The sequence below is a fragment of the Dietzia sp. KRD202 genome (genome assembly GCF_017168155.1).
Classification (GTDB): domain Bacteria; phylum Actinomycetota; class Actinomycetes; order Mycobacteriales; family Mycobacteriaceae; genus Dietzia; species Dietzia kunjamensis.
Map to the genome: position 1 here is coordinate 138,427 of NZ_JABFAN010000018.1, position 17,674 is coordinate 156,100.

Annotated in this window: 16 protein-coding genes; 7 read left to right on the forward strand and 9 right to left on the reverse strand. The window is 71.8% G+C overall.

Annotated features, from left to right (window positions below):
- Positions 1–36: 36 nt before the first annotated feature.
- The 5 genes from J1M64_RS14515 to J1M64_RS14535 all read right to left on the reverse strand — a co-directional run bounded on the left by J1M64_RS14515 (position 37) and on the right by J1M64_RS14535 (position 5,263).
- Positions 37–1,824 (reverse strand): acetyl/propionyl/methylcrotonyl-CoA carboxylase subunit alpha, encoded by a 1,788-nt coding sequence (locus tag J1M64_RS14515; protein WP_067712221.1) that lies wholly within the window; start codon positions 1,822–1,824, stop codon positions 37–39.
- A 208-nt stretch (positions 1,825–2,032) separates the two neighbouring features.
- The gene (locus J1M64_RS14520) at positions 2,033–2,713 is read right to left on the reverse strand and encodes a nucleoside triphosphate pyrophosphatase (RefSeq protein WP_096905895.1); all 681 of its coding nucleotides are present in this window, start codon (positions 2,711–2,713) and stop codon (positions 2,033–2,035) included.
- A gap of 22 nt (positions 2,714–2,735) precedes the next feature.
- Positions 2,736–3,188, reverse strand: a complete 453-nt coding sequence (locus J1M64_RS14525; RefSeq protein ID WP_241261572.1) for a cupin domain-containing protein — start codon at positions 3,186–3,188, stop codon at positions 2,736–2,738.
- 180 nt (positions 3,189–3,368) lie between these two features.
- Positions 3,369–3,617 carry an acyl-CoA carboxylase subunit epsilon gene (locus J1M64_RS14530; protein WP_206474552.1) on the reverse strand — a complete coding sequence of 83 codons (249 nt, stop codon included), beginning with the start codon at positions 3,615–3,617 and terminating at the stop codon, positions 3,369–3,371.
- Positions 3,614–5,263: an acyl-CoA carboxylase subunit beta gene (locus J1M64_RS14535; protein WP_119191963.1), complete on the reverse strand. Its 1,650-nt coding sequence runs from the start codon at positions 5,261–5,263 to the stop codon at positions 3,614–3,616. Before J1M64_RS14535 ends, J1M64_RS14530 begins: the two co-directional genes overlap by 4 nt.
- Positions 5,264–5,340: 77 nt before the next feature.
- Here J1M64_RS14535 and J1M64_RS14540 point away from each other — a divergent pair, with 77 nt between their 5' ends.
- From J1M64_RS14540 to J1M64_RS14560, 5 genes are all read left to right on the forward strand, one after another.
- A complete protein-coding gene (locus J1M64_RS14540) occupies positions 5,341–6,249 on the forward strand; it encodes a biotin--[acetyl-CoA-carboxylase] ligase (RefSeq protein WP_206474553.1) in 909 nt (302 codons plus the stop codon).
- Between the two features lie 3 nt (positions 6,250–6,252).
- A complete protein-coding gene (locus J1M64_RS14545) occupies positions 6,253–6,816 on the forward strand; it encodes a PH domain-containing protein (RefSeq protein ID WP_206474554.1) in 564 nt (187 codons plus the stop codon).
- Between the two features lie 22 nt (positions 6,817–6,838).
- A complete protein-coding gene (locus J1M64_RS14550; RefSeq protein WP_206474555.1) occupies positions 6,839–8,125 on the forward strand; it encodes a 5-(carboxyamino)imidazole ribonucleotide synthase in 1,287 nt (428 codons plus the stop codon).
- Positions 8,126–8,173: 48 nt separating this feature from the next.
- Positions 8,174–8,686, forward strand: coding sequence for a 5-(carboxyamino)imidazole ribonucleotide mutase (purE, locus tag J1M64_RS14555; RefSeq protein WP_154830301.1), 513 nt, complete (start codon positions 8,174–8,176; stop codon positions 8,684–8,686).
- 198 nt (positions 8,687–8,884) lie between these two features.
- Positions 8,885–10,054, forward strand: coding sequence for an acyl-CoA dehydrogenase family protein (locus tag J1M64_RS14560; protein ID WP_206474556.1), 1,170 nt, complete (start codon positions 8,885–8,887; stop codon positions 10,052–10,054).
- A gap of 172 nt (positions 10,055–10,226) precedes the next feature.
- Here the strand turns inward: J1M64_RS14560 and J1M64_RS14565 are convergent, their stop codons facing one another.
- A complete protein-coding gene (locus tag J1M64_RS14565) occupies positions 10,227–10,913 on the reverse strand; it encodes a TIGR03089 family protein (protein WP_206474557.1) in 687 nt (228 codons plus the stop codon).
- A 59-nt stretch (positions 10,914–10,972) separates the two neighbouring features.
- On the reverse strand, positions 10,973–12,547 hold the full coding sequence (locus J1M64_RS14570) for an LCP family protein (protein WP_206474558.1): 1,575 nt from the start codon (positions 12,545–12,547) through the stop codon (positions 10,973–10,975).
- A 111-nt stretch (positions 12,548–12,658) separates the two neighbouring features.
- Here J1M64_RS14570 and J1M64_RS14575 point away from each other — a divergent pair, with 111 nt between their 5' ends.
- Together J1M64_RS14575 and J1M64_RS14580 are read left to right on the forward strand one after the other, a co-directional pair.
- The gene (locus tag J1M64_RS14575; RefSeq protein WP_067712256.1) at positions 12,659–13,537 is read left to right on the forward strand and encodes a glycosyltransferase family 2 protein; all 879 of its coding nucleotides are present in this window, start codon (positions 12,659–12,661) and stop codon (positions 13,535–13,537) included.
- Between the two features lie 95 nt (positions 13,538–13,632).
- Positions 13,633–14,748 carry an NDP-sugar synthase gene (locus tag J1M64_RS14580; protein ID WP_307872452.1) on the forward strand — a complete coding sequence of 372 codons (1,116 nt, stop codon included), beginning with the start codon at positions 13,633–13,635 and terminating at the stop codon, positions 14,746–14,748.
- A 98-nt stretch (positions 14,749–14,846) separates the two neighbouring features.
- Here J1M64_RS14580 and J1M64_RS14585 read toward each other — a convergent pair whose 3' ends face one another.
- Both J1M64_RS14585 and J1M64_RS14590 read right to left on the reverse strand, forming a co-directional pair.
- The gene (locus J1M64_RS14585) at positions 14,847–16,301 is read right to left on the reverse strand and encodes a coenzyme F420-0:L-glutamate ligase (RefSeq protein WP_206474559.1); all 1,455 of its coding nucleotides are present in this window, start codon (positions 16,299–16,301) and stop codon (positions 14,847–14,849) included.
- Positions 16,298–17,377: a 2-phospho-L-lactate transferase CofD family protein gene (locus J1M64_RS14590; protein ID WP_067712261.1), complete on the reverse strand. Its 1,080-nt coding sequence runs from the start codon at positions 17,375–17,377 to the stop codon at positions 16,298–16,300. Before J1M64_RS14590 ends, J1M64_RS14585 begins: the two co-directional genes overlap by 4 nt.
- Positions 17,378–17,674: the final 297 nt, after the last annotated feature.

A 17,674-nucleotide genomic window follows, 5' to 3' on the forward strand; every position in this document is an offset into this window, starting at 1 on the left:
GCCGGGGCCCTCCGGGCTGCAGGCTCTACCCGCGGATCACTTGATCTCGCAGAGGACCGTTCCCTGGGTGACGGCGGCACCGGCGTCGACGGCGAGGTCGGTGATGACGCCGTCCTTGTGCGCGGTGACCGGGTTCTCCATCTTCATGGCCTCGAGCACGGCCACCAGGTCGCCGGCGGAGACCTCCTGGCCCTCCTCCACGGCGACCTTCACGACGGTGCCCTGCATCGGGGCCGACACGGCGTCACCGGACGCGGCCGCACCTGCGGCGCCGCCACGGGTGCGGGACTTGGCCTTGCGGCGGACGGTCCCGCCGGCATGGGAGCCGCCGAAGGCCAGGTCACCGGGCAGGGAGACCTCGACGCGACGTCCGTCCACCTCGACGACGACCTTCTTGCGCTCGACGGGCTCGTCGTCGTCGGCCGGCGCACCGGTGGGCGACCACGGCTCGATCGGGTTGTCCCACTCCTCCTCGATCCACTTGGTGTAGATGTCGAAGCTCTTGCCGTCACCGACGTATGCCGGGTTGGTGACGATGTGCTGGTGGAACGGCAGGACCGTGGCCATGCCCTCGATCTTGTACTCGGCCAGGGCGCGGGCCGAGCGGGCGAGTGCCTGGTCGCGGTCCTCGCCCCACACGATCAGCTTGGCGAGCATGGAGTCGAACTGGCCGCCGATCGTGTCACCCTGCTCGACGCCCGAGTCCATGCGCACGCCCGGGCCGGTGGGCTCGTGGTAACCGGTGATGGTGCCGGGGGCGGGCAGGAAGCCGCGACCCGCGTCCTCGCCGTTGATGCGGAACTCGAAGGCGTGGCCACGCGGGGCGGGGTCCTCGGTGAACTCGAGCACCTCGCCCTCGGCGATCTTGAACTGCTGCAGGACGAGGTCGATGCCCGCGGTCTCCTCGGTGACCGGGTGCTCCACCTGGAGGCGGGTGTTGACCTCGAGGAAGGAGATCGTGTCGCCCTGGACCATGTACTCGACGGTGCCGGCGCCGTAGTAGCCGGCCTCCTTGCAGATGGCCTTGGCGGAGTCGTGGATCCGCTTGCGCTGGTCGTCGGTGAGGAACGGCGCGGGGGCCTCCTCGACGAGCTTCTGGAAGCGGCGCTGCAGGGTGCAGTCGCGGGTGCCGGCGACGATGACGTTGCCGTGCTGGTCGGCGAGGACCTGGGCCTCGACGTGGCGGGCCTTGTCGAGGTACTGCTCGACGAAGCACTCGCCGCGACCGAACGCGGCGACGGCCTCACGGGTGGCCGACTCGAAGAGCTCGGCGACCTCCTCCATCCTGTGGGCGACCTTCATACCGCGACCGCCACCGCCGAAGGCGGCCTTGATCGCGATGGGCAGGCCGTACTGCTCGGCGAACTTCACGACCTCGTCGGCACCCGCGACGGGGTCCTTGGTGCCGGCGGCCATGGGGGCGTTGGCCCGCTCGGCGATGTGGCGGGCGGTGACCTTGTCGCCGAGGTCCCGGATCGCCTGCGGCGGGGGGCCGATCCAGATCAGGCCTGCGTCGATGACGGCCTGCGCGAAGTCGGCGTTCTCGGACAGGAAGCCGTAGCCGGGATGGATGGCGTCCGCGCCGGACTTGGCGGCGGCGTCGAGGATCTTGTCGAAGACCAGGTACGACTCCGCGGAGGTGGTGCCTCCCAGAGCGAAGGCCTCGTCGGCCAGCTTGACGAACAGTGCGTCGGCGTCGGGCTCGGCGTATACGGCCACGCTGGCCAGGCCGGCGTCCTTCGCCGCACGGATCACACGGACGGCGATCTCGCCGCGGTTGGCGACGAGGACCTTGGTGATGTGAGAGCTGGCATGACTGGGCACTCAGGGCCTCCTGGAGGTAAACGTCTCTACTGTCGATCGGCCGTGGGGCCCACCGAGTTCTTCCGCAGTCTAATGAGAGGCCCCCCTCATGTGTGGTGTTGGGGGTCCAAGGGCTGGCCCGCGGGGGCGGGCCCGCCGGGCGCCGGGCGGCCTGACCTGCGAAGTTGTTGGGCCGGTCACGTCCCCGGGTGGGGAAACCCGGGTGGATTCACGTCCGGAGCTCGGGTCGCCAGACGCGGTGGGCGTTGATTCCGGCACCCTCGAGGAGTCGTCGCAGCAGTGGCAGGCTGAGCCCGATCACGCTCGACGGGTCGCCCTCGATCCGGTCGATGAACCAGCCCCCGAGTGACTCGATCGTGAACGCGCCCGCGCACTCGAGCGGCTCCCCGGTGCGCAGGTACACGTCGAGGTCGGCGTCGGACGGTGCGCCGAAGTGCACCGTGGTGTCGGACGTGTCGGTCTCGGAGTAGGTGACGGCGAGGGGGTCGTCGCCGGTGAGATCGGCCACGATCAGCGCGTGGCCGGTGAGCAGCACCCCGTGACGCCCGCGCATCCTCCGCCAGCGCTCCATGGCGCGCTCGTAGGTGTGGGGTTTGCCCTCGAGGTGGCCGTCGACCAACAGCATCGAGTCGCACCCGACCACCACGAGTGTGTCGGCACCGGCCGACCTCGCCTCGGCCGCGAGAGACTCGCCCTCGCGCTGCAGGACGTCTTCCGCCTTGGCGCGGGCCAGTTCCTCCACGACCCGCACGTGCGGGGTTCCCGGCGGCAGGGCGGCCTGCAGGGCGTCCTCGTCGACCTGAGGGTGGCGGATGAGCGGGTCCACCCCCGCCTGCTCGAGGATCCGCAGTCGGGACGGGGAGGCGGAGGCGAGGACGAGCGCGATCATGGGCCTCAGCGTAGCCACCGGGTCAGGACCGCGGCAGCAGCATCGTGATGGTCAGCGTGGTGGGTTCGAGTGCCCGGACCCGGTGCCGGAGCTTGGCGGTGAGGTGGAGGATTTCGCCGGTGCGCAGTTCGAGTGTGCGGTCCGGCAGGCCGAACTCCACGCGTCCCCGCAGCAGCTGGATCAGGATGGGGTGGAACGCGGCGTGGTCGGGCATCTCCTGGCCCTCGTCGAACTCGAACGCGACGATCTTGGCGGTCTCGTCCTGGTGGACGACCGTGGCCCCGGGGCGGGTGGCGGACGGCGCCGCCCTCCCGATGAGGTCGGTGTGGTGCGTGGCGGTGCCCTCGTCGGTGCCGGCACGACGGCCGTGATCGCGATCCTCGGCCACGGGGTCGCGGGTGGGACCGCCGGATGCCCCGGCGTCCCGCCCGGGAGACGTGGCCTCCCGCCCGGCGGAGGTGGCTTCCTCGGACATCGACGGTCCTCCTCGAGAACTGCCCGCCGACCGGTCCGGCGGCGGTGCCACCACCCTACTGATCCGACGCAGCAGCCCTGATACGACACAGCCGCCCCCGTGCCCGTGCTCCAGCGCGTGCATCGGCACGCGTGGGGGACGGGGACGGGGGCGGCTCGTGGTGCGGCCCGTCCTCTGCGCTCAGTACTGGCGGCGGTTGAGGAACGAGCTCGGGCTGTATCCGAACGGCGGACGCAGGCGGTCCTCGTAGGATCCCCAGTCATCCCTGACGCCGGTGTCGTGCTCACTCGCGTGGGCGGCGTTCCCCTGCGCGGTCGCGAAGACCGCGGACAGGATGCCCACCTCCGTGGGAGTGGGGTTACCGCCCACGATCTCGAGGAACGGCTTCTCCGGCTGCCCGGCGGGGTCCTGCTGCTGCTCGCCGGTCACAGCGGGATGTTCCCGTGCTTCTTGGCCGGCACCTCGACGACCTTGCGGTCGAGCAGCCGCAGTGCCTGGGCGACCTGCAGGCGGGTGTGCGAGGGCGGGATGACCGCGTCGACGTAGCCACGCTCGGCGGCGACGTACGGGTTGACGAGGGTGTCCTCGTACTCGGCCTGGAGCTTGAGCCGGAGGGCGTCGACGTCCTCGCCGTTGGCCGCGGCCTGCTTGAGCTGGTCGCGGTAGACGAAGCCGACGGCTCCCGAGGCGCCCATGACGGCGATCTCGGCGGTCGGCCACGCGAGGTTGATGTCGGCGCCCATGTGCTTGGAGCCCATGACGTCGTACGCGCCACCGTAGGCCTTGCGGGTGATGACGGTGACCTTGCCGACGGTGGCCTCACCGTAGGCGTAGAGCAGCTTGGCGCCGCGGCGGATGATCCCGTCGAACTCCTGGCCGGTCCCGGGCAGGAAGCCCGGCACGTCGACCAGCGTGAGGATGGGGATGTTGAACGCGTCGCAGGTACGGACGAAGCGGGCGGCCTTCTCGGAGGCCTTGATGTCCAGGCAGCCGGCGAACTGGGTGGGCTGGTTGGCGACCACGCCCACGCTGCGGCCCTCGATACGGCCGTAACCGACGATGACGTTCATCGCGTACTGGCCCTGGATCTCCAGGAACTCGCCGTCGTCGACGATGTGCGAGATGACCTCGTGCATGTCGTACGGGCTGTTGGAGGAGTCGGGGATGATCGTGTCGAGATCGTGGTCCTCGAGCGTGAGGTTGTCCTCGATCGCACCCTCGGCGACGGGGAACGGGAACCGCGGGGCCTCGGCACGGTTGTTGCTCGGGAGGTAGGAGAGCAGGTCCTTGACGAAGTCCAGGGCGTCCTGCTCGTCACTGGCGGTGTAGTGGGACACGCCCGACTTGGTCATGTGCGTGGTGGCGCCGCCGAGTTCCTCCTGCGAGACCTCCTCGCCGGTGACGGTCTTGATGACGTCGGGGCCCGTCACGAACATCTGCGACGTCTTGTCGACCATCACGGTGAAGTCGGTCAGCGCGGGGGAGTAGACGTGGCCGCCGGCCGACGGGCCCATGATCAGGGAGACCTGCGGGATGACACCCGACGAGAGGACGTTGCGGTGGAAGATCTCGCCGTACAGGCCGAGCGAGACGACGCCCTCCTGGATCCGGGCGCCGGCGCCGTGGTTGATGCCGATCATCGGACGGCCGGTCTTGAGGGCCAGATCCATGACCTTGACGATCTTCTCGCCGTAGACCTCGCCCAGCGACCCGCCGAAGACGGTGGCGTCCTGCGAGAAGACGCAGACGCTCCGGCCGTCGATCGTGCCGTAGCCGGTGATGACACCGTCGCCCAGCGGCCGGCGCTCGGCGAGACCGAACGTCGTGGCCCGGTGGCGGGCCAGGGCGTCGATCTCGACGAACGAGCCCGGGTCGAGAAGGTTCTCGATGCGCTCGCGGGCCGTCATCAGGCCCTTGTCGTGTGTTTTGTCCACCGCGGCCTGCCCCATCGGGGCCCGGGCCTCGTCGAGGCGCCGACGCAGCTCGGACAGCTTCCCGGCGGTCGTGTGGATGTCGGGGGTCGCAGCGTCCGTCTGGACGTCGGCGCTCACGTCCGGTTCTGAGGCAGTCGTCATGTTGCAAGACTCTAACCAGTGACCCGCCTCCGTGGCGACGTGACCCGGCGTACATCCCCCGGCGGCGACCCCGCCCGATGTCCGAGCGGCGACATACGCTGGGGGTCGTGCACGCAGATCCAGGTACCGAGATCCCGCCCAGGTTGGACGCTGACGCGCTCCGTCGCGCTCTGGTGGAGGGCCCGGACGCGCCGTACTCGTCACTCGACGTCGTCGACGACATCGGGTCGACGAACGCCGAGTTGATCTCCCGCGCGGCCGGGGGTGCCCCCGACCGCAGCGTTTTGCTGGCCGAGCACCAGGCGTCCGGCCGCGGTCGCCTCGGTCGCGTGTGGACCGCCCCGCCGCGCACGCAGGTCGCCGTGAGCGTCCTGTTGCGCCCCGGAGCGATCTCGCCGACCCTCTTCGGATGGCTGCCCCTCGTCACCGGTCTCGCGGTGAGGGACGGGCTGCGCGAGGCCGGTGGCGTGGACGCGACGCTCAAATGGCCCAACGACGTCCTGGTGGACGGGCGCAAGATCGCCGGCATCCTCGCCGAGATGACCACCGTGCCGGGCGGCGGGGACTTCCCCGTCCGGCTGCCGGCCGTGGTGGTGGGGGTCGGCATCAACGTCTCACTCACCCGCGAGCAGTTGCCGGTGCCCCACGCCACCTCGCTGGCGCTGGCCGGCGGGTCCGGTGACCGGGACGGCGTGGCCCGCGCCGTCCTGGAGGCGCTGGCTCTGCGCCATCGCCAGTGGCGTGAGTGCGAGCACGGGAGCGGATCGACCGTCTCGGACCTGCTCATGACGACCTACACCGAGGCCTGCTCCACCGTCGGCGCCGAGGTGAGGGTCGAACTACCCGGGGACGTCGTGCGGACCGGGCGCGCGGACAGGGTCGACCGCGACGGCCGCCTCGTCGTCGTCGACCCCGACGGTGAGTTCGCCGTCGCCGCCGGCGACGTCACCCACGTCCGTGGCGTCGGCGGTCGGTGGGGCGGCTGAGCCGTGGGTTTCATCCGATCGGTCCTCGCGCCGGGGGAGACGCTCATCGTCCACACCCACCCGCACTGGCGCGCCCTCGTCCGCCCGGCGCTGGTCACGGTGGTCGGGGCCGGCCTCGCGGGGATCGCCGGCGGCTTCATCGAGGTGCAGGTGGTCCACGCCGGCGACCGTACGGCGACCTGGGCCATGGTCGCGGTGCTGTACGCCCTGGTCTTCCTCCGGTTCGGGCTCTGGCCCCTGACCCGGTGGGCACGGACCGACCTCGTGGTCACCGACGAGAGGGTGCTCTACCGGCCGTCCGGGTCCTCGCGGCGGTGCGTGGACGTGCCGCTGCGCAGGATCAGCGCCGTCAGGTTCCGCCACACCCTCACCGACCGCGCCCTGGGCACGGGATGCCTGATCCTCGAGCTCGGTCACCTGCCGCCGGTGGAGATCGACCACGTCCCGGAGGTCGCCCGCGTCCACGCCGCCGTCTACGACGAGCTCATGCGACTGCCACCCCCGCCCCCGCCCGCTCCGGTCGCCGCGGCGCCACGGTTCCGCTGGGGGCTCCCGGGGCGGCGGTGACGACCCCGCCCCGCGTGAGACCATGGGCGACGTGAACGACGACTCGCGCATCCGCCGCAATCCCCTCGGCACGCCCGTCGTGGCGATGATCGGCGGGGGACAACTCGCCCGCATGACCCACCAGGCGGCCGTCGCCCTCGGCCAGACGCTCCGCGTGCTCGCCGCCGACCCGCAGGACCCGGCCGCCCAGGTCACGCCGGATGTGGTGATCGGCGCGCACGATGATCCCGACGCCGTCCGCGCCGCCGCGGAGGGCGCCGACGTGATGACCTTCGACCACGAACACGTGCCCCCACAGATCCTGCTCGAGCTGGAATCCGCCGGGGTCGCCGTGCGTCCCCGTGCATCCGCGCTCATCCACGCCCAGGACAAGTTGGTCATGCGGCGCGCGCTCGCGGAGATCGGCGCCCCTGTCCCGCCGTTCACCGGCGTGGACTCGCTCGCCGACGTCCGACGTTTCCACGACGAACAGGACGGGAACATCGTCCTCAAGGCCGCGCGGGGCGGGTACGACGGTCGGGGCGTCTGGATGCCGGGCTCGCTGGAGGAAGCCGAGCGGATCGCCGACGAGCAGCTCGCCGCCGGGGTGCCGATGATGGCCGAGGCCCGCGTCCCGTGGACCCGGGAGCTGTCCGCGATGGTGGCCCGGTCCCCGTTCGGGCAGGGGGCGGTGTGGCCGGTCGTCGAGACCGTCCAGCGTGACGGGATCTGCTCGGTGGCGATCGCGCCCGCCCCCGGGCTGCCCGACGACCTGCGCTCGGCCGTGCAGGCCACCGCGTTGCGATTGGCCGAGCACCTCGACGTGACCGGCGTGATGGCCGTGGAGCTGTTCGAGGTGATCGGCTCGGACGGTCGCCCGGGAGTACTGGTCAACGAGCTCGCGATGCGACCCCACAACTCCGGCCACTGGACGATGGACGGGGCCACCACCAGCCAGTTCGAGCAGCACCTGCGGGCGGTACTCGACTACCCGCTCGGCTCCACCGTCCCGACCGCGCCCCTCACCGTGATGGCCAACGTCCTCGGCGCTCCCGAGACGCCGGAGATGAGCATGGACGAGCGCGTCCACCACCTCGCCGCGCGGTTCCCGCACGCGAAGGTGCACCTCTACGGCAAGTCGGAGCGGCACGGCCGCAAGATCGGCCACGTCAACGTCCTGGCCGACCCGGGTGTTGACCCGGACGACGCGGACCAGGTGGCATCCGTCCGCGCGGTCGCGGAACTCGCGGCCCACTGGCTCTCCCACGGGGAGTGGGCCGACGGCTGGGACCCCCACTCGGGGGCGCCGGCCGGAGACTTCGAACGCTGAGCGCACCACCGGAACGCTGAGCGCACCACACTGAGGAAAGGCGACGGGATGACCGAGCGACACGGCGGGCCGCAGGTCGGTCTGATCATGGGCAGCGACTCCGACTGGCCCACCATGGAGGCAGCGGCGGAGGCACTCGCCGAGTTCGGGATCACCTTCGAGGTCGGGGTGGTCTCGGCACACCGCACCCCGCAGAAGATGCTCGACTACGCCCACTCGGCGGCCGGCCGGGGCGTCCGCGTGGTGATCGCGGGTGCGGGCGGCGCCGCGCACCTCCCGGGGATGGTCGCCTCGGCCACGCCGCTGCCGGTCATCGGTGTCCCCGTGCCGCTCAAGCACCTGGACGGCATGGATTCCCTGCTGTCGATCGTGCAGATGCCCGCCGGTGTCCCGGTGGCCACCGTGTCGATCGGCGGGGCGCGAAACGCGGGTCTGCTCGCGGTGCGGATCCTCGCCGCCTCCGACCCCGCCCTGCGCGAGCGGATGGAGGCGTTCCAGGCCGAGCTGGAGGCGATGGTCGAGCGCAAGGACGAGGCCCTGCGCCGACAACTGCTCGGCTGATCGCCACCGCGGGGGCGCGGCGGGGCCGACGGCGCCGACGGGGGCCGACTTCCGGCTGGTAATTTGAAGGGCCGGACGCGGCCTCGCGTCTCCCGCGGCGATACTGGCGGCCGACGAACGTCAGCGGCCCCTCCGCGAGAACCTGGCCGGCGCCCGCCGCGCGATCAGCACCGACGAATCCCTTATGGAGGCCCGCATATGTCCGGTAACCCCGACTTCGACCTGTACCGCCCGGCGGAGGAGCACGAAGAGCTCCGGGCCGCGATCCGAGCCCTGTCGGAGAAGGAGATCGAGCCCCACGCCGCGGCCGTCGACGAGGACGAGCGGTTCCCCCAGGAGGCCCTCGACGCGCTCAACGCCTCGGGTTTCAACGCGGTCCACGTGCCGGAGGAGTACGGCGGGCAGGGCGCGGACTCCGTGGCGGCGTGCATCGTGATCGAGGAGGTCGCCCGCGTCTGTGGGTCGTCCTCGCTGATCCCCGCCGTCAACAAGCTCGGCACCATGGGCCTGATCCTGGCCGGTGGGGAGGAGCTCAAGCAGAAGGTCCTTCCCGAGATCGCCGAGGGCAAGATGGCCTCCTACGCGCTGTCCGAGCGCGAGGCCGGCTCCGACGCGGCAGCCATGCGCACCCGCGCTCGCCAGGACGGCGACGACTGGATCCTCAACGGCAGCAAGGCGTGGATCACCAACGGCGGCAAGTCGACCTGGTACACCGTTATGGCCGTGACGGACCCCGAGAAGGGTGCCGGCGGGATCTCCGCGTTCATGGTCCACGCCGACGACGAGGGCTTCGGCGTGTCCAAGACCGAGAAGAAGCTCGGCATCAAGGGTTCGCCCACCGCGGAGCTGTACTTCGAGAACGTCCGCATCCCGGGCGACCGGATCATCGGCGCGCCGGGCACCGGCTTCAAGACCGCCCTGCAGACCCTCGACCACACCCGCCCGACCATCGGCGCGCAGGCCGTCGGTATCGCGCAGGGCGCCCTCGACGCGGCGATCGCCTACACCAAGGAGCGCAAGCAGTTCGGCCGCGCGATCTCGGACTTCCAGAACACGCAGTTCATGCTGGCCGACATGGCGATGAAGGTGCAGGCCTCGCGTCTGATGGTCTACACGGCCGCCGCGAACGCCGAGCGCGGCTCCGCGCCCGGTGGGGAGAAGCTGGGCTTCATGGCCGCGGCGTCCAAGACCTTCGCCTCGGATGTCGCGATGGAGGTCACCACCAACGTCGTGCAGCTGTTCGGCGGTGCCGGGTACACGCGTGACTTCCCGGTCGAGCGCATGATGCGCGACGCCAAGATCACCCAGATCTACGAGGGCACCAACCAGATCAACCGCATGGTCATGGCGCGTCAGATCCTGGCCTGATGCCCGTGCCGCCGGCCCGCTGACCGGTACACCCTCCACGAATCCGCTACTCCGATTCCGGATCTGCTACCCGCATCAGGGGAGCGGATCCGGAATCGGAGTAGCGGATTTCCGCGTCGCTGGGGCGCTGGGGCGCGGCGTCGTTGGGGCGCGTGTCGCGGGCGCCGGGCGGTCAGAGGGTGAGCGTGGTGCGTTCGGTGGCCGCCACGTCGGCGACCGCGGGATCGTCCGCGTCTGCTCCCGTGACGAGCACCGCCGTGCCACCGGAAGCGAACACCCGGGCCAGCACCTGCACCACGTCGTCGCGATCGGAGCCCGCCACGAGGGCGCGGCCGGCCAGCGCGGGGTCGGCCAGTTCGGACAGTGGAGAGCCGTCGAGGGCGAGCGGGCCCCCGCCGGAGGGGGCGAACGCGTCCGGGTGGATGCGGCAGGCCTCGGCGAGGTCGGTGACGCCCGGGGGGACCTCGACGCCGGCGGCCGCCAGCGGGCGGCCCATCGGGTCGGTGGTCATGAGGAGGGTCTCGATGTCGGTGGGGTGGCTGGCGAGGCGGTCGGGGACGGTGACGACGGCGACGGCGTCGTCCGCGGCCCCTGTGCTCACCTCGGCGCCCGCCCACCAGGCGCCGAGGAGGACGCCCGCGGTGAGCCAGTGCGCGGGCAGGTCGCACACGATCACGTCGCCCGGCACCACCCCGAGTTCGTCGCGCAGGAGTCCAGCGATCTTCGCGGCCCAGTTCGCGGTGGAGGTGACAGACAGTTCCACTCGTGACGGGGCGGCCTGGTTGTAGTGGGTGACCATGGGGGTTCCCGGGTCGAGTGCGAGGAGCGGCTGCAGGACGGTGTCGGCGGCGGTGGTCACTCTGGGCCTCCCGGGTGGTGGTCGGTCAGTGGGCGCAGTCGGTCGGTGGGCGCAGTCGGTCAGTTGACGCAGGGCACGTCCGAGCCGGCGTCGAAGGTCGGGCGATCCGCGATGGACGGCGGCAGCGGCGCATAGGAGGAGGTGGTGGGGGAGTAGGACTCGGTGCCGGCGGCGTTGCCGGTGGGGCCACTGTAGTCCTCGGCCAGGACGACGCGGACGGAGCCGTCGGGCAGCGCTGGGTCGACCTGCACGGGCAGGCCGCCGAGGGCCTCCGACACGGCGAAGGCGGCGTCGTCGTCGGCGGAGGCTGCGGCGACGTGCGAGGTGTAGGCGGTGGCCGGGTCGGTGAGCAGGTCGCCTGCGGTGTAGCCGAGTTCGGTGAGGGCTCCGGAGACCTGCGCGGCCAGACCGTCGATCGCGGTGGTGTTGACCACGGAGACCGTCACCTCGGCGGGGTCCGGCCCCGGCGCGTCGGTGGGGGTCTGCTCCGGATCGGTGGTGGCGTCGGCGTCCGCTTCCCGATCCTCGGTGCTGGCGAAACCGGCCACGAACTCCGACACCTCGGCGGGGTCGGCGGTGACGATGGACTCGCCCCACTCGGTGAACGAGTCGATGCTGGTGACCGGGATGGTCTCGAATCGGACGTTGCCGCCGCTGATGTCCTGGAGCTTCATGGCGAAGTCGACGAAGTCCCAATTCTCGTCGATGACGAAGGACCGCTTGGCGGCGTCGACCAGCGCACCGAGTTTCGAGGGGTCGGCCAGGGTGCCGGCGGAGAGGATCTTCTTGACCAGCTGGGACATGAACACCTGCTGACGGACGATCCGGTCGAGGTCGCCCGCGGGCAGGTCATGGCGTTGGCGCACGAAGCTCAGGGCGTCCGATCCGGAGACCGTCTGGACGCCGGCACGGAAGTTCGCGCCCGACAGCGGCTCGTCGACCGGCTCGTTGAGGCAGACGGGGACGCCGCCGACCGCGTCGGTGAGCAGCACGAACCCCAGGAGGCCGATCTCGGCGTAGTGGTCGGCCTGGACGCCGGTGAGATCCTCGACGGCGCCGATGAGGCCGTTGCGCCCGGCCTTGACCGCGGCGCGCTGGTCCTCCTCGGTCAGTTCACCGTCCGGGTCGGACGCGACGGCACGCTCGAGATGGGCCTCCTTGTTCGCGGCGTAGACGCCGTTGATCTTGCTCCCGCCGACCGAGCTGGTCTCCACGTAGACGTCGCGGGGGATGGAGATCGCGGTGGCGGAACTGCCGTCCTCGGGGATCCTGATGAGCAGGATCGTGTCGGTGTTCTCGCCCTCCTCCTCGCCGGTCCGGATCGTGGCCAGTTCCTCTTGGCTGAGGGGGTTGCCCTGCGCGTCGGTCCGGTTGTCCGTGCCCACCAGAAGGATGTCGACGGCGCCGTCGAGGCCACCGTCACCCACGTCGAGACCGCCGGCGGAGGTCAGGTCCGAGCTGAGTCCGTTGAACAGGGTCCACCCGACGCCGGTGATCAGGAGACACAGGGCGGAGACGAGGGCGGCCACGACGCGACCGACCCGGTACGCGACCGGGCGGGCCGGGGTGGCGTGACGCCGTCTCCGTGCCCGGCCGGGGGCACGACGGGGCGTCGCTGGCAGCTCGGCGCTCATCCACCGTCCTTGTCGTCGAGTAGGGCCGCTCGAGGCCGCCGATGATGATCAACGGTACCGCGCCGCGCGCCGGGCGTCGGAATCCGTGGGGTGCGTCGTAGAGTGTTTCGCGTGACGACCCGACTACCCGTCGTGACGGTGACGTACTCGCCGGGCGACCACCTCCGCAGCTTCGTCGAGACCCTCCCCGCGGCCACGACCCGGCAGGTCGGCCTGGTGATGGCGGACAACGGGTCGACGGACGGGGTGCCGGAGGAGGTCGCGGCGGAGTACGGGTTCGCCGAGTTCTTCCCCACGGGCGACAACCTGGGGTACGGCACCGCCATCAACCGGGCGGTGACGCTGATCGCTGGCCGGCCGGAGGATTTCGACCAGGAGTTCGTCCTGGTGGTCAACCCGGACGTGACCTTCGAACCCGGGTCGGTGGACGAGCTCCTCGCCGCCGCCGCACGCTGGCCGCGGGCCGCCGCGTTCGGCCCGCGGATCTCCGAGACCGACGGGTCCGTGTACCCGTCCGCCCGGGCGGTCCCACGTCTGGGCGCGGGGATCGGCCACGCCCTGCTCGGCCAGGTGTGGCCGCGGAACCCGTGGACGGCGGGATACCTCGACGACGCGGACATGGAGACCGAGCGGGCCGCCGGGTGGCTGTCGGGTTCGTGCCTGCTGCTGCGCCGGGCGGCGTTCGATGCCCTGGGCGGGTTCGACGAGCGGTATTTCATGTACCTCGAGGACATCGACCTGGGCGACCGTCTCGGCAGGGCCGGGTGGCAGAACGTCTACGTGCCCGCCGCCGTCATCCACCACGACCAGGGTCACGCTGCGAACGCGGTGCCGGAGTTCACCCTCCGGGCGCACCACCGCAGCGCGTACCTGTTCCAGGCGGACAGGCACCCACACGCCTGGCAGGCACCGATACGCTGGGCGCTCAAAGCGGGCCTGGAGTTGCGGTGTCGCCTGGCGATCCGGTCCGCCCGGCGCGCCGCGGGCTGAGCCCGACACCCCGGAACCGAGTCCCATCCACCGGCCACCGGAGCGGCGCGAGCGCGCCCCCGCCCGCGGCCCTTTCGACAGCAGGAGCCTTCACCGTGACCTCGACGACCCCCGGGAGTGCCACCACCGACGACGACCTGATCGCGGACACCGAGGCGGTGGTGCTGGTCGGCGGCAAGGGCACCCGGCTCAGGCCCCTGACGATCTCGGCGCCCAAGCCGATGCTGCCCACCGCGGGCCTGCCCTTCCTGACCCACCTGCTCTCCCGGATCCGGGCGGCCGGCATCCGGCGCGTCGTGCTGGGGACCTCCTTCAAGGCCGAGGTCTTCGAGGAGTACTTCGGCGACGGGTCGGCCCTGGACCTGGACATCTCCTACGTCGTGGAGAGCGAACCCCTGGGCACCGGCGGCGGCATCCGCAACGTCCTGTCCGAGCTCACCGCCTCGACGGTCATGGTGTTCAACGGCGACGTCCTCGGCGGGACCGACCTGCGGGAAATCCTCGCCCTGCACCGCGAGAAGAACGCCGACCTGACGATGCACCTGGTCCGCGTCTCCGATCCGCGCGCGTTCGGCTGCGTCACCACCGACGACGACGGGCGCGTCCAGGACTTCCTGGAGAAGACCCAGGATCCGCCGACCGACCAGATCAACGCCGGCTGCTACGTGTTCCGCCGTGAGCTCATCGAGCAGATCCCCGAGGGCCAGCCGGTGTCGGTCGAGCGTGAGACCTTCCCCCAGTTGCTCAGTGAGGGCCGGCGCGTCTACGGGTTCGTCGACTCCGCCTACTGGCGGGACATGGGCACGCCGGAGGACTTCGTGCGCGGCTCGGCGGACCTGGTCCGCGGCATCGCCCCGTCGCCGGCGCTCGACGGCCACGCGGGGGAGTCCCTGGTCCACGAGGGTGCCGGGATCGGGGCGGGCGCCGTCCTGGTCGGCGGGACCGTCGTGGGGCGCGGCGCGGAGATCGGGGCCGGGGCCAGACTGGACGGCGCGGTCGTCTTCGACGGTGCCCGCATCGAGGCCGGGGCGACGGTCGAGCGTTCGATCGTCGGATTCGGCGCGAGAATTGGCCACCGGGCGCTCATCCGGGACGGCGTGATCGGTGACGGCGCCGACATCGGTGCCCGCTGCGAGCTCCTGCGCGGTGCCCGCGTGTGGCCGGGGGTGCAGATCCCCGACGGCGGGATCCGCTACTCCACCGACATGTAGGCCCGGCCGGCCTTCGCCACCCATCCGATGTCTCGCCACCCATCGGATCCGGCAGGTGGCGCGACATCGGATAGGTGGCGCTCATGGCGGCTACCGACTCACTCGACCGTCAGGTAGGCGTCGCCTGCCGGCCGCGGCTCCCGTGGCGGGACCGTCTCGGCGGGCACGCCCACCGCGACCGCACCGAGCGGCCGCCACGAGCCCGGCAACCCCAGTTCGCGGCGGGTGGTGTCGGCGGCGAAGATCGTCGACCCCACCCAGCACGAGCCCAGGCCGCGCGCGGCGAGCGCCACCAGCAGCGACTGCACCGCGGCACCTCCGGCGACGGTGAACATGGTCTCCTCGCAGGCGGCCCGGCGGGCGTCCGGGTAGTCGTGTGCTCCGGCGTCGTCGTCGACGAACGGCAGGATCAGCTCGGGGCAGGTGCGCAGCAGGTCACCGCGCCCGAGTCGACGGGCCAGGATCTCGCCGGTGTGCCCGTCGGCGCGCAGGTCGCGTTCCCAGTCCGCGCGCAGGGCGTCCAGCAGCCGCATGCGCGCGTGGCCCGCGACGCGCACGAACCGGACGGGCGTGGAGTGGTGCGGTGCGGGGGCGGTCAGCGCATCCGCCACGGCGCCGGCCAACAGGTCCGCGTCGACGGACTCGTCGGAGAACCGTCGCACCGAGCGACGGGCGGGAACGGCCTCCCGCCGCCCCAGCGCCACCGCTTCGGCGGTGCCCAACCGGAACAGGTCCGAGGACCCGTCCCTGACCAGGTCACGGGCCCGCCGGGGGAAGTCCACCTCGTCGTCGTCGTTGTTGGTGTCGTCGTCGTCGCCGTTGTCGTGACCGTCGTCCAGCAGCAGGTGCCCGATCCCGCGCACCACGGCGACCGGTCGCGCCCCGAGCTTGCCCTTGACCAGGTCCGCCGCTGACGCGATCTCGTCGGCCACGGCGACGTCGGTCACCAACAGTTCGTTGCCCTGGCGGTCCACGGCGCCGTCGTACCCCACCGACACCCGCAGTCCGGCGGCGCCGATGGCCATGTCGATCTGGCCGGTGCGCCAGGCCCGCCCCATCGTGTCGGTGACGACGACGGCGACGCGCGCGCCGGTGAGGCGTCGGAGTTCGCGAGCGAGCGCGGCGGCGGAGGCGTCAGGATCCTCGGGGAGCAGCGCGAGCTCGCGGGCCTCGACGTTGGAGCCGTCGACCCCGGCGGCGGCCTGGACGATCCCCAGCCGGTTCTCCGTGATGAGCGTGCGGTTGACGCGCGCGACCACGCGGACCGACTCGGCGTCCACGAGCCGCCGGCGCAGGGCGTCACGCTCGTCCGGGTCGGTGGGGGCGGGAACGATCCGCCCCTCGGTCTTGGACAGCACCTTGGAGGTCAGCACCACCACGTCGCCGTCGACGAGGCCGTGCCGGTCGGCGGTGAGCGCGTCGGCGAGGGCGCCCGCGAGGTCGTCACCGGGCCGGAACTCGGGCAGGCCGTCGGGTGCCCACATTACGACGTCCGCGGGCGCGGCGTGTTCGACGGTCCAGCGGCGGATCTCGGGGAGCGCGCCGTCGGTCATCGGTCGGTCCGGGCGGGGACCTCAAGGCCGGCCAGGTCGATCGCGGCGGCGACCATGTCCGCGGTGGCGTCGGGGTCGGTCATGAGCAGCGGGACCTCCCGGATCGCGACGCCGTCGACCGCGCCGGAGCCGTCGGCGGGCGCGTCGCCCGGGGCCACGAGCCAGCCGTCGAGCAGGCCGGTGCCGGAGCGGGCGCCGTAGTGGCGCGCCACGGCCGTCGCGGAGGTCTCGACTCCGATCGCCGTGAGGCACGTGTCGGCCATGCCGCGCAGCACCGCCCCGCCGATCACCGGGCTGATGCCCACCACGGGGGCGGGGGTGGACCGCAGCGCGGCGCGGATCCCGGGCACCGCGAGGATCGCGCCGACGGAGACCACGGGGTTGGAGGGGGCGACGACGACGAGGTCGGCCGTCTCGATCGCCTCGAGCGTCTCCGGGGTCGGCGTGGCGGCATCGGCGCCGACCTGCACGAAGCCGGAAGGCGTCAGTTGCGCCCGGTGCTTGACCCACCACTCCTGGAAGTGGATCGCCCGCGGGCCGGGGGCGTCCGCGTCAGGGCCGTCGCCGGGGGTCGCCGCGTCGCCCGCGCCGGTCCCGTCGTCGGCCGTGCCGCCGGTCACGACCACGTGCGTCTCGCAGCGGTCGTCGGTCACGGGCAGCAGGCGCACGCCGGGGGACCAGCGGGTCGACAGCGCCTCGGTGACGTGGGTGAGCCGGTAGCCGGCGTCGAGCATCTGCGTGCGCACCAGGTGGGTGGCCAGATCCTTGTCGCCCAGCCCGAACCAGTCGGGCTGCACGCCGTATGCCGCGAGTTCGTCCCGGCAGTTCCACGTCTCCCCGGCGTGGCCCCAGCCGCGCTCGGGGTCGATGCCGCCGCCGAGGGTGTACATGCAGGTGTCGAGGTCGGGGCAGATGCGGACCCCGTGCATCCAGGCGTCGTCGCCGACGTTGACCACCGCGTCGATACGATGCGGCGAACCCGCTCGGGCGGACTCGGCGTCCAGTCCGAGTAGTCGGCGGGCGCCGAGCAGGAAACGGGCGCCACCGACGCCGCCGGCCAGAACACAGATCTTCACACGGACGAGAGTAGTGACGGTGCGTGCGACGCTGCGCCGGTGGGCCGGACAGGCCCGGTCCGGGAGGGTGGCGGGCGCGCCGGGGACGTGTCCCACGCCACAATCGGGGCGGCGTGTCACCGGCCGCGGCGGGTGGGGAAAATGGTAGGTATCCCCGATTTCGCTTGACCTACGCGGCTTGCATGTGTGTAATCACAGGTGTGTCATTCCCTGGTGGGTGACGGTAAACATCGCACAGACATCAGACAATCCGCGATCCGGCAGGGCTCCCTCGGCCGTGTCGGCGACGGGCACTCC

Coding starts and splice junctions, on each gene's coding strand:
- J1M64_RS14585 (WP_206474559.1), bottom strand. CDS start 16,301: ATGACCGACGGCGCGCTCCCCGAGATCCGCCGCTGGACCGTCGAACAC.
- J1M64_RS14540 (WP_206474553.1), top strand. CDS start 5,341: ATGTCCGAGCGGCGACATACGCTGGGGGTCGTGCACGCAGATCCAGGT.
- J1M64_RS14525 (WP_241261572.1), bottom strand. CDS start 3,188: ATGTCCGAGGAAGCCACCTCCGCCGGGCGGGAGGCCACGTCTCCCGGG.
- J1M64_RS14535 (WP_119191963.1), bottom strand. CDS start 5,263: ATGACGACTGCCTCAGAACCGGACGTGAGCGCCGACGTCCAGACGGAC.
- J1M64_RS14520 (WP_096905895.1), bottom strand. CDS start 2,713: ATGATCGCGCTCGTCCTCGCCTCCGCCTCCCCGTCCCGACTGCGGATC.
- J1M64_RS14560 (WP_206474556.1), top strand. CDS start 8,885: ATGTCCGGTAACCCCGACTTCGACCTGTACCGCCCGGCGGAGGAGCAC.
- J1M64_RS14570 (WP_206474558.1), bottom strand. CDS start 12,547: ATGAGCGCCGAGCTGCCAGCGACGCCCCGTCGTGCCCCCGGCCGGGCA.
- J1M64_RS14550 (WP_206474555.1), top strand. CDS start 6,839: ATGGGCGACGTGAACGACGACTCGCGCATCCGCCGCAATCCCCTCGGC.
- purE (WP_154830301.1), top strand. CDS start 8,174: ATGACCGAGCGACACGGCGGGCCGCAGGTCGGTCTGATCATGGGCAGC.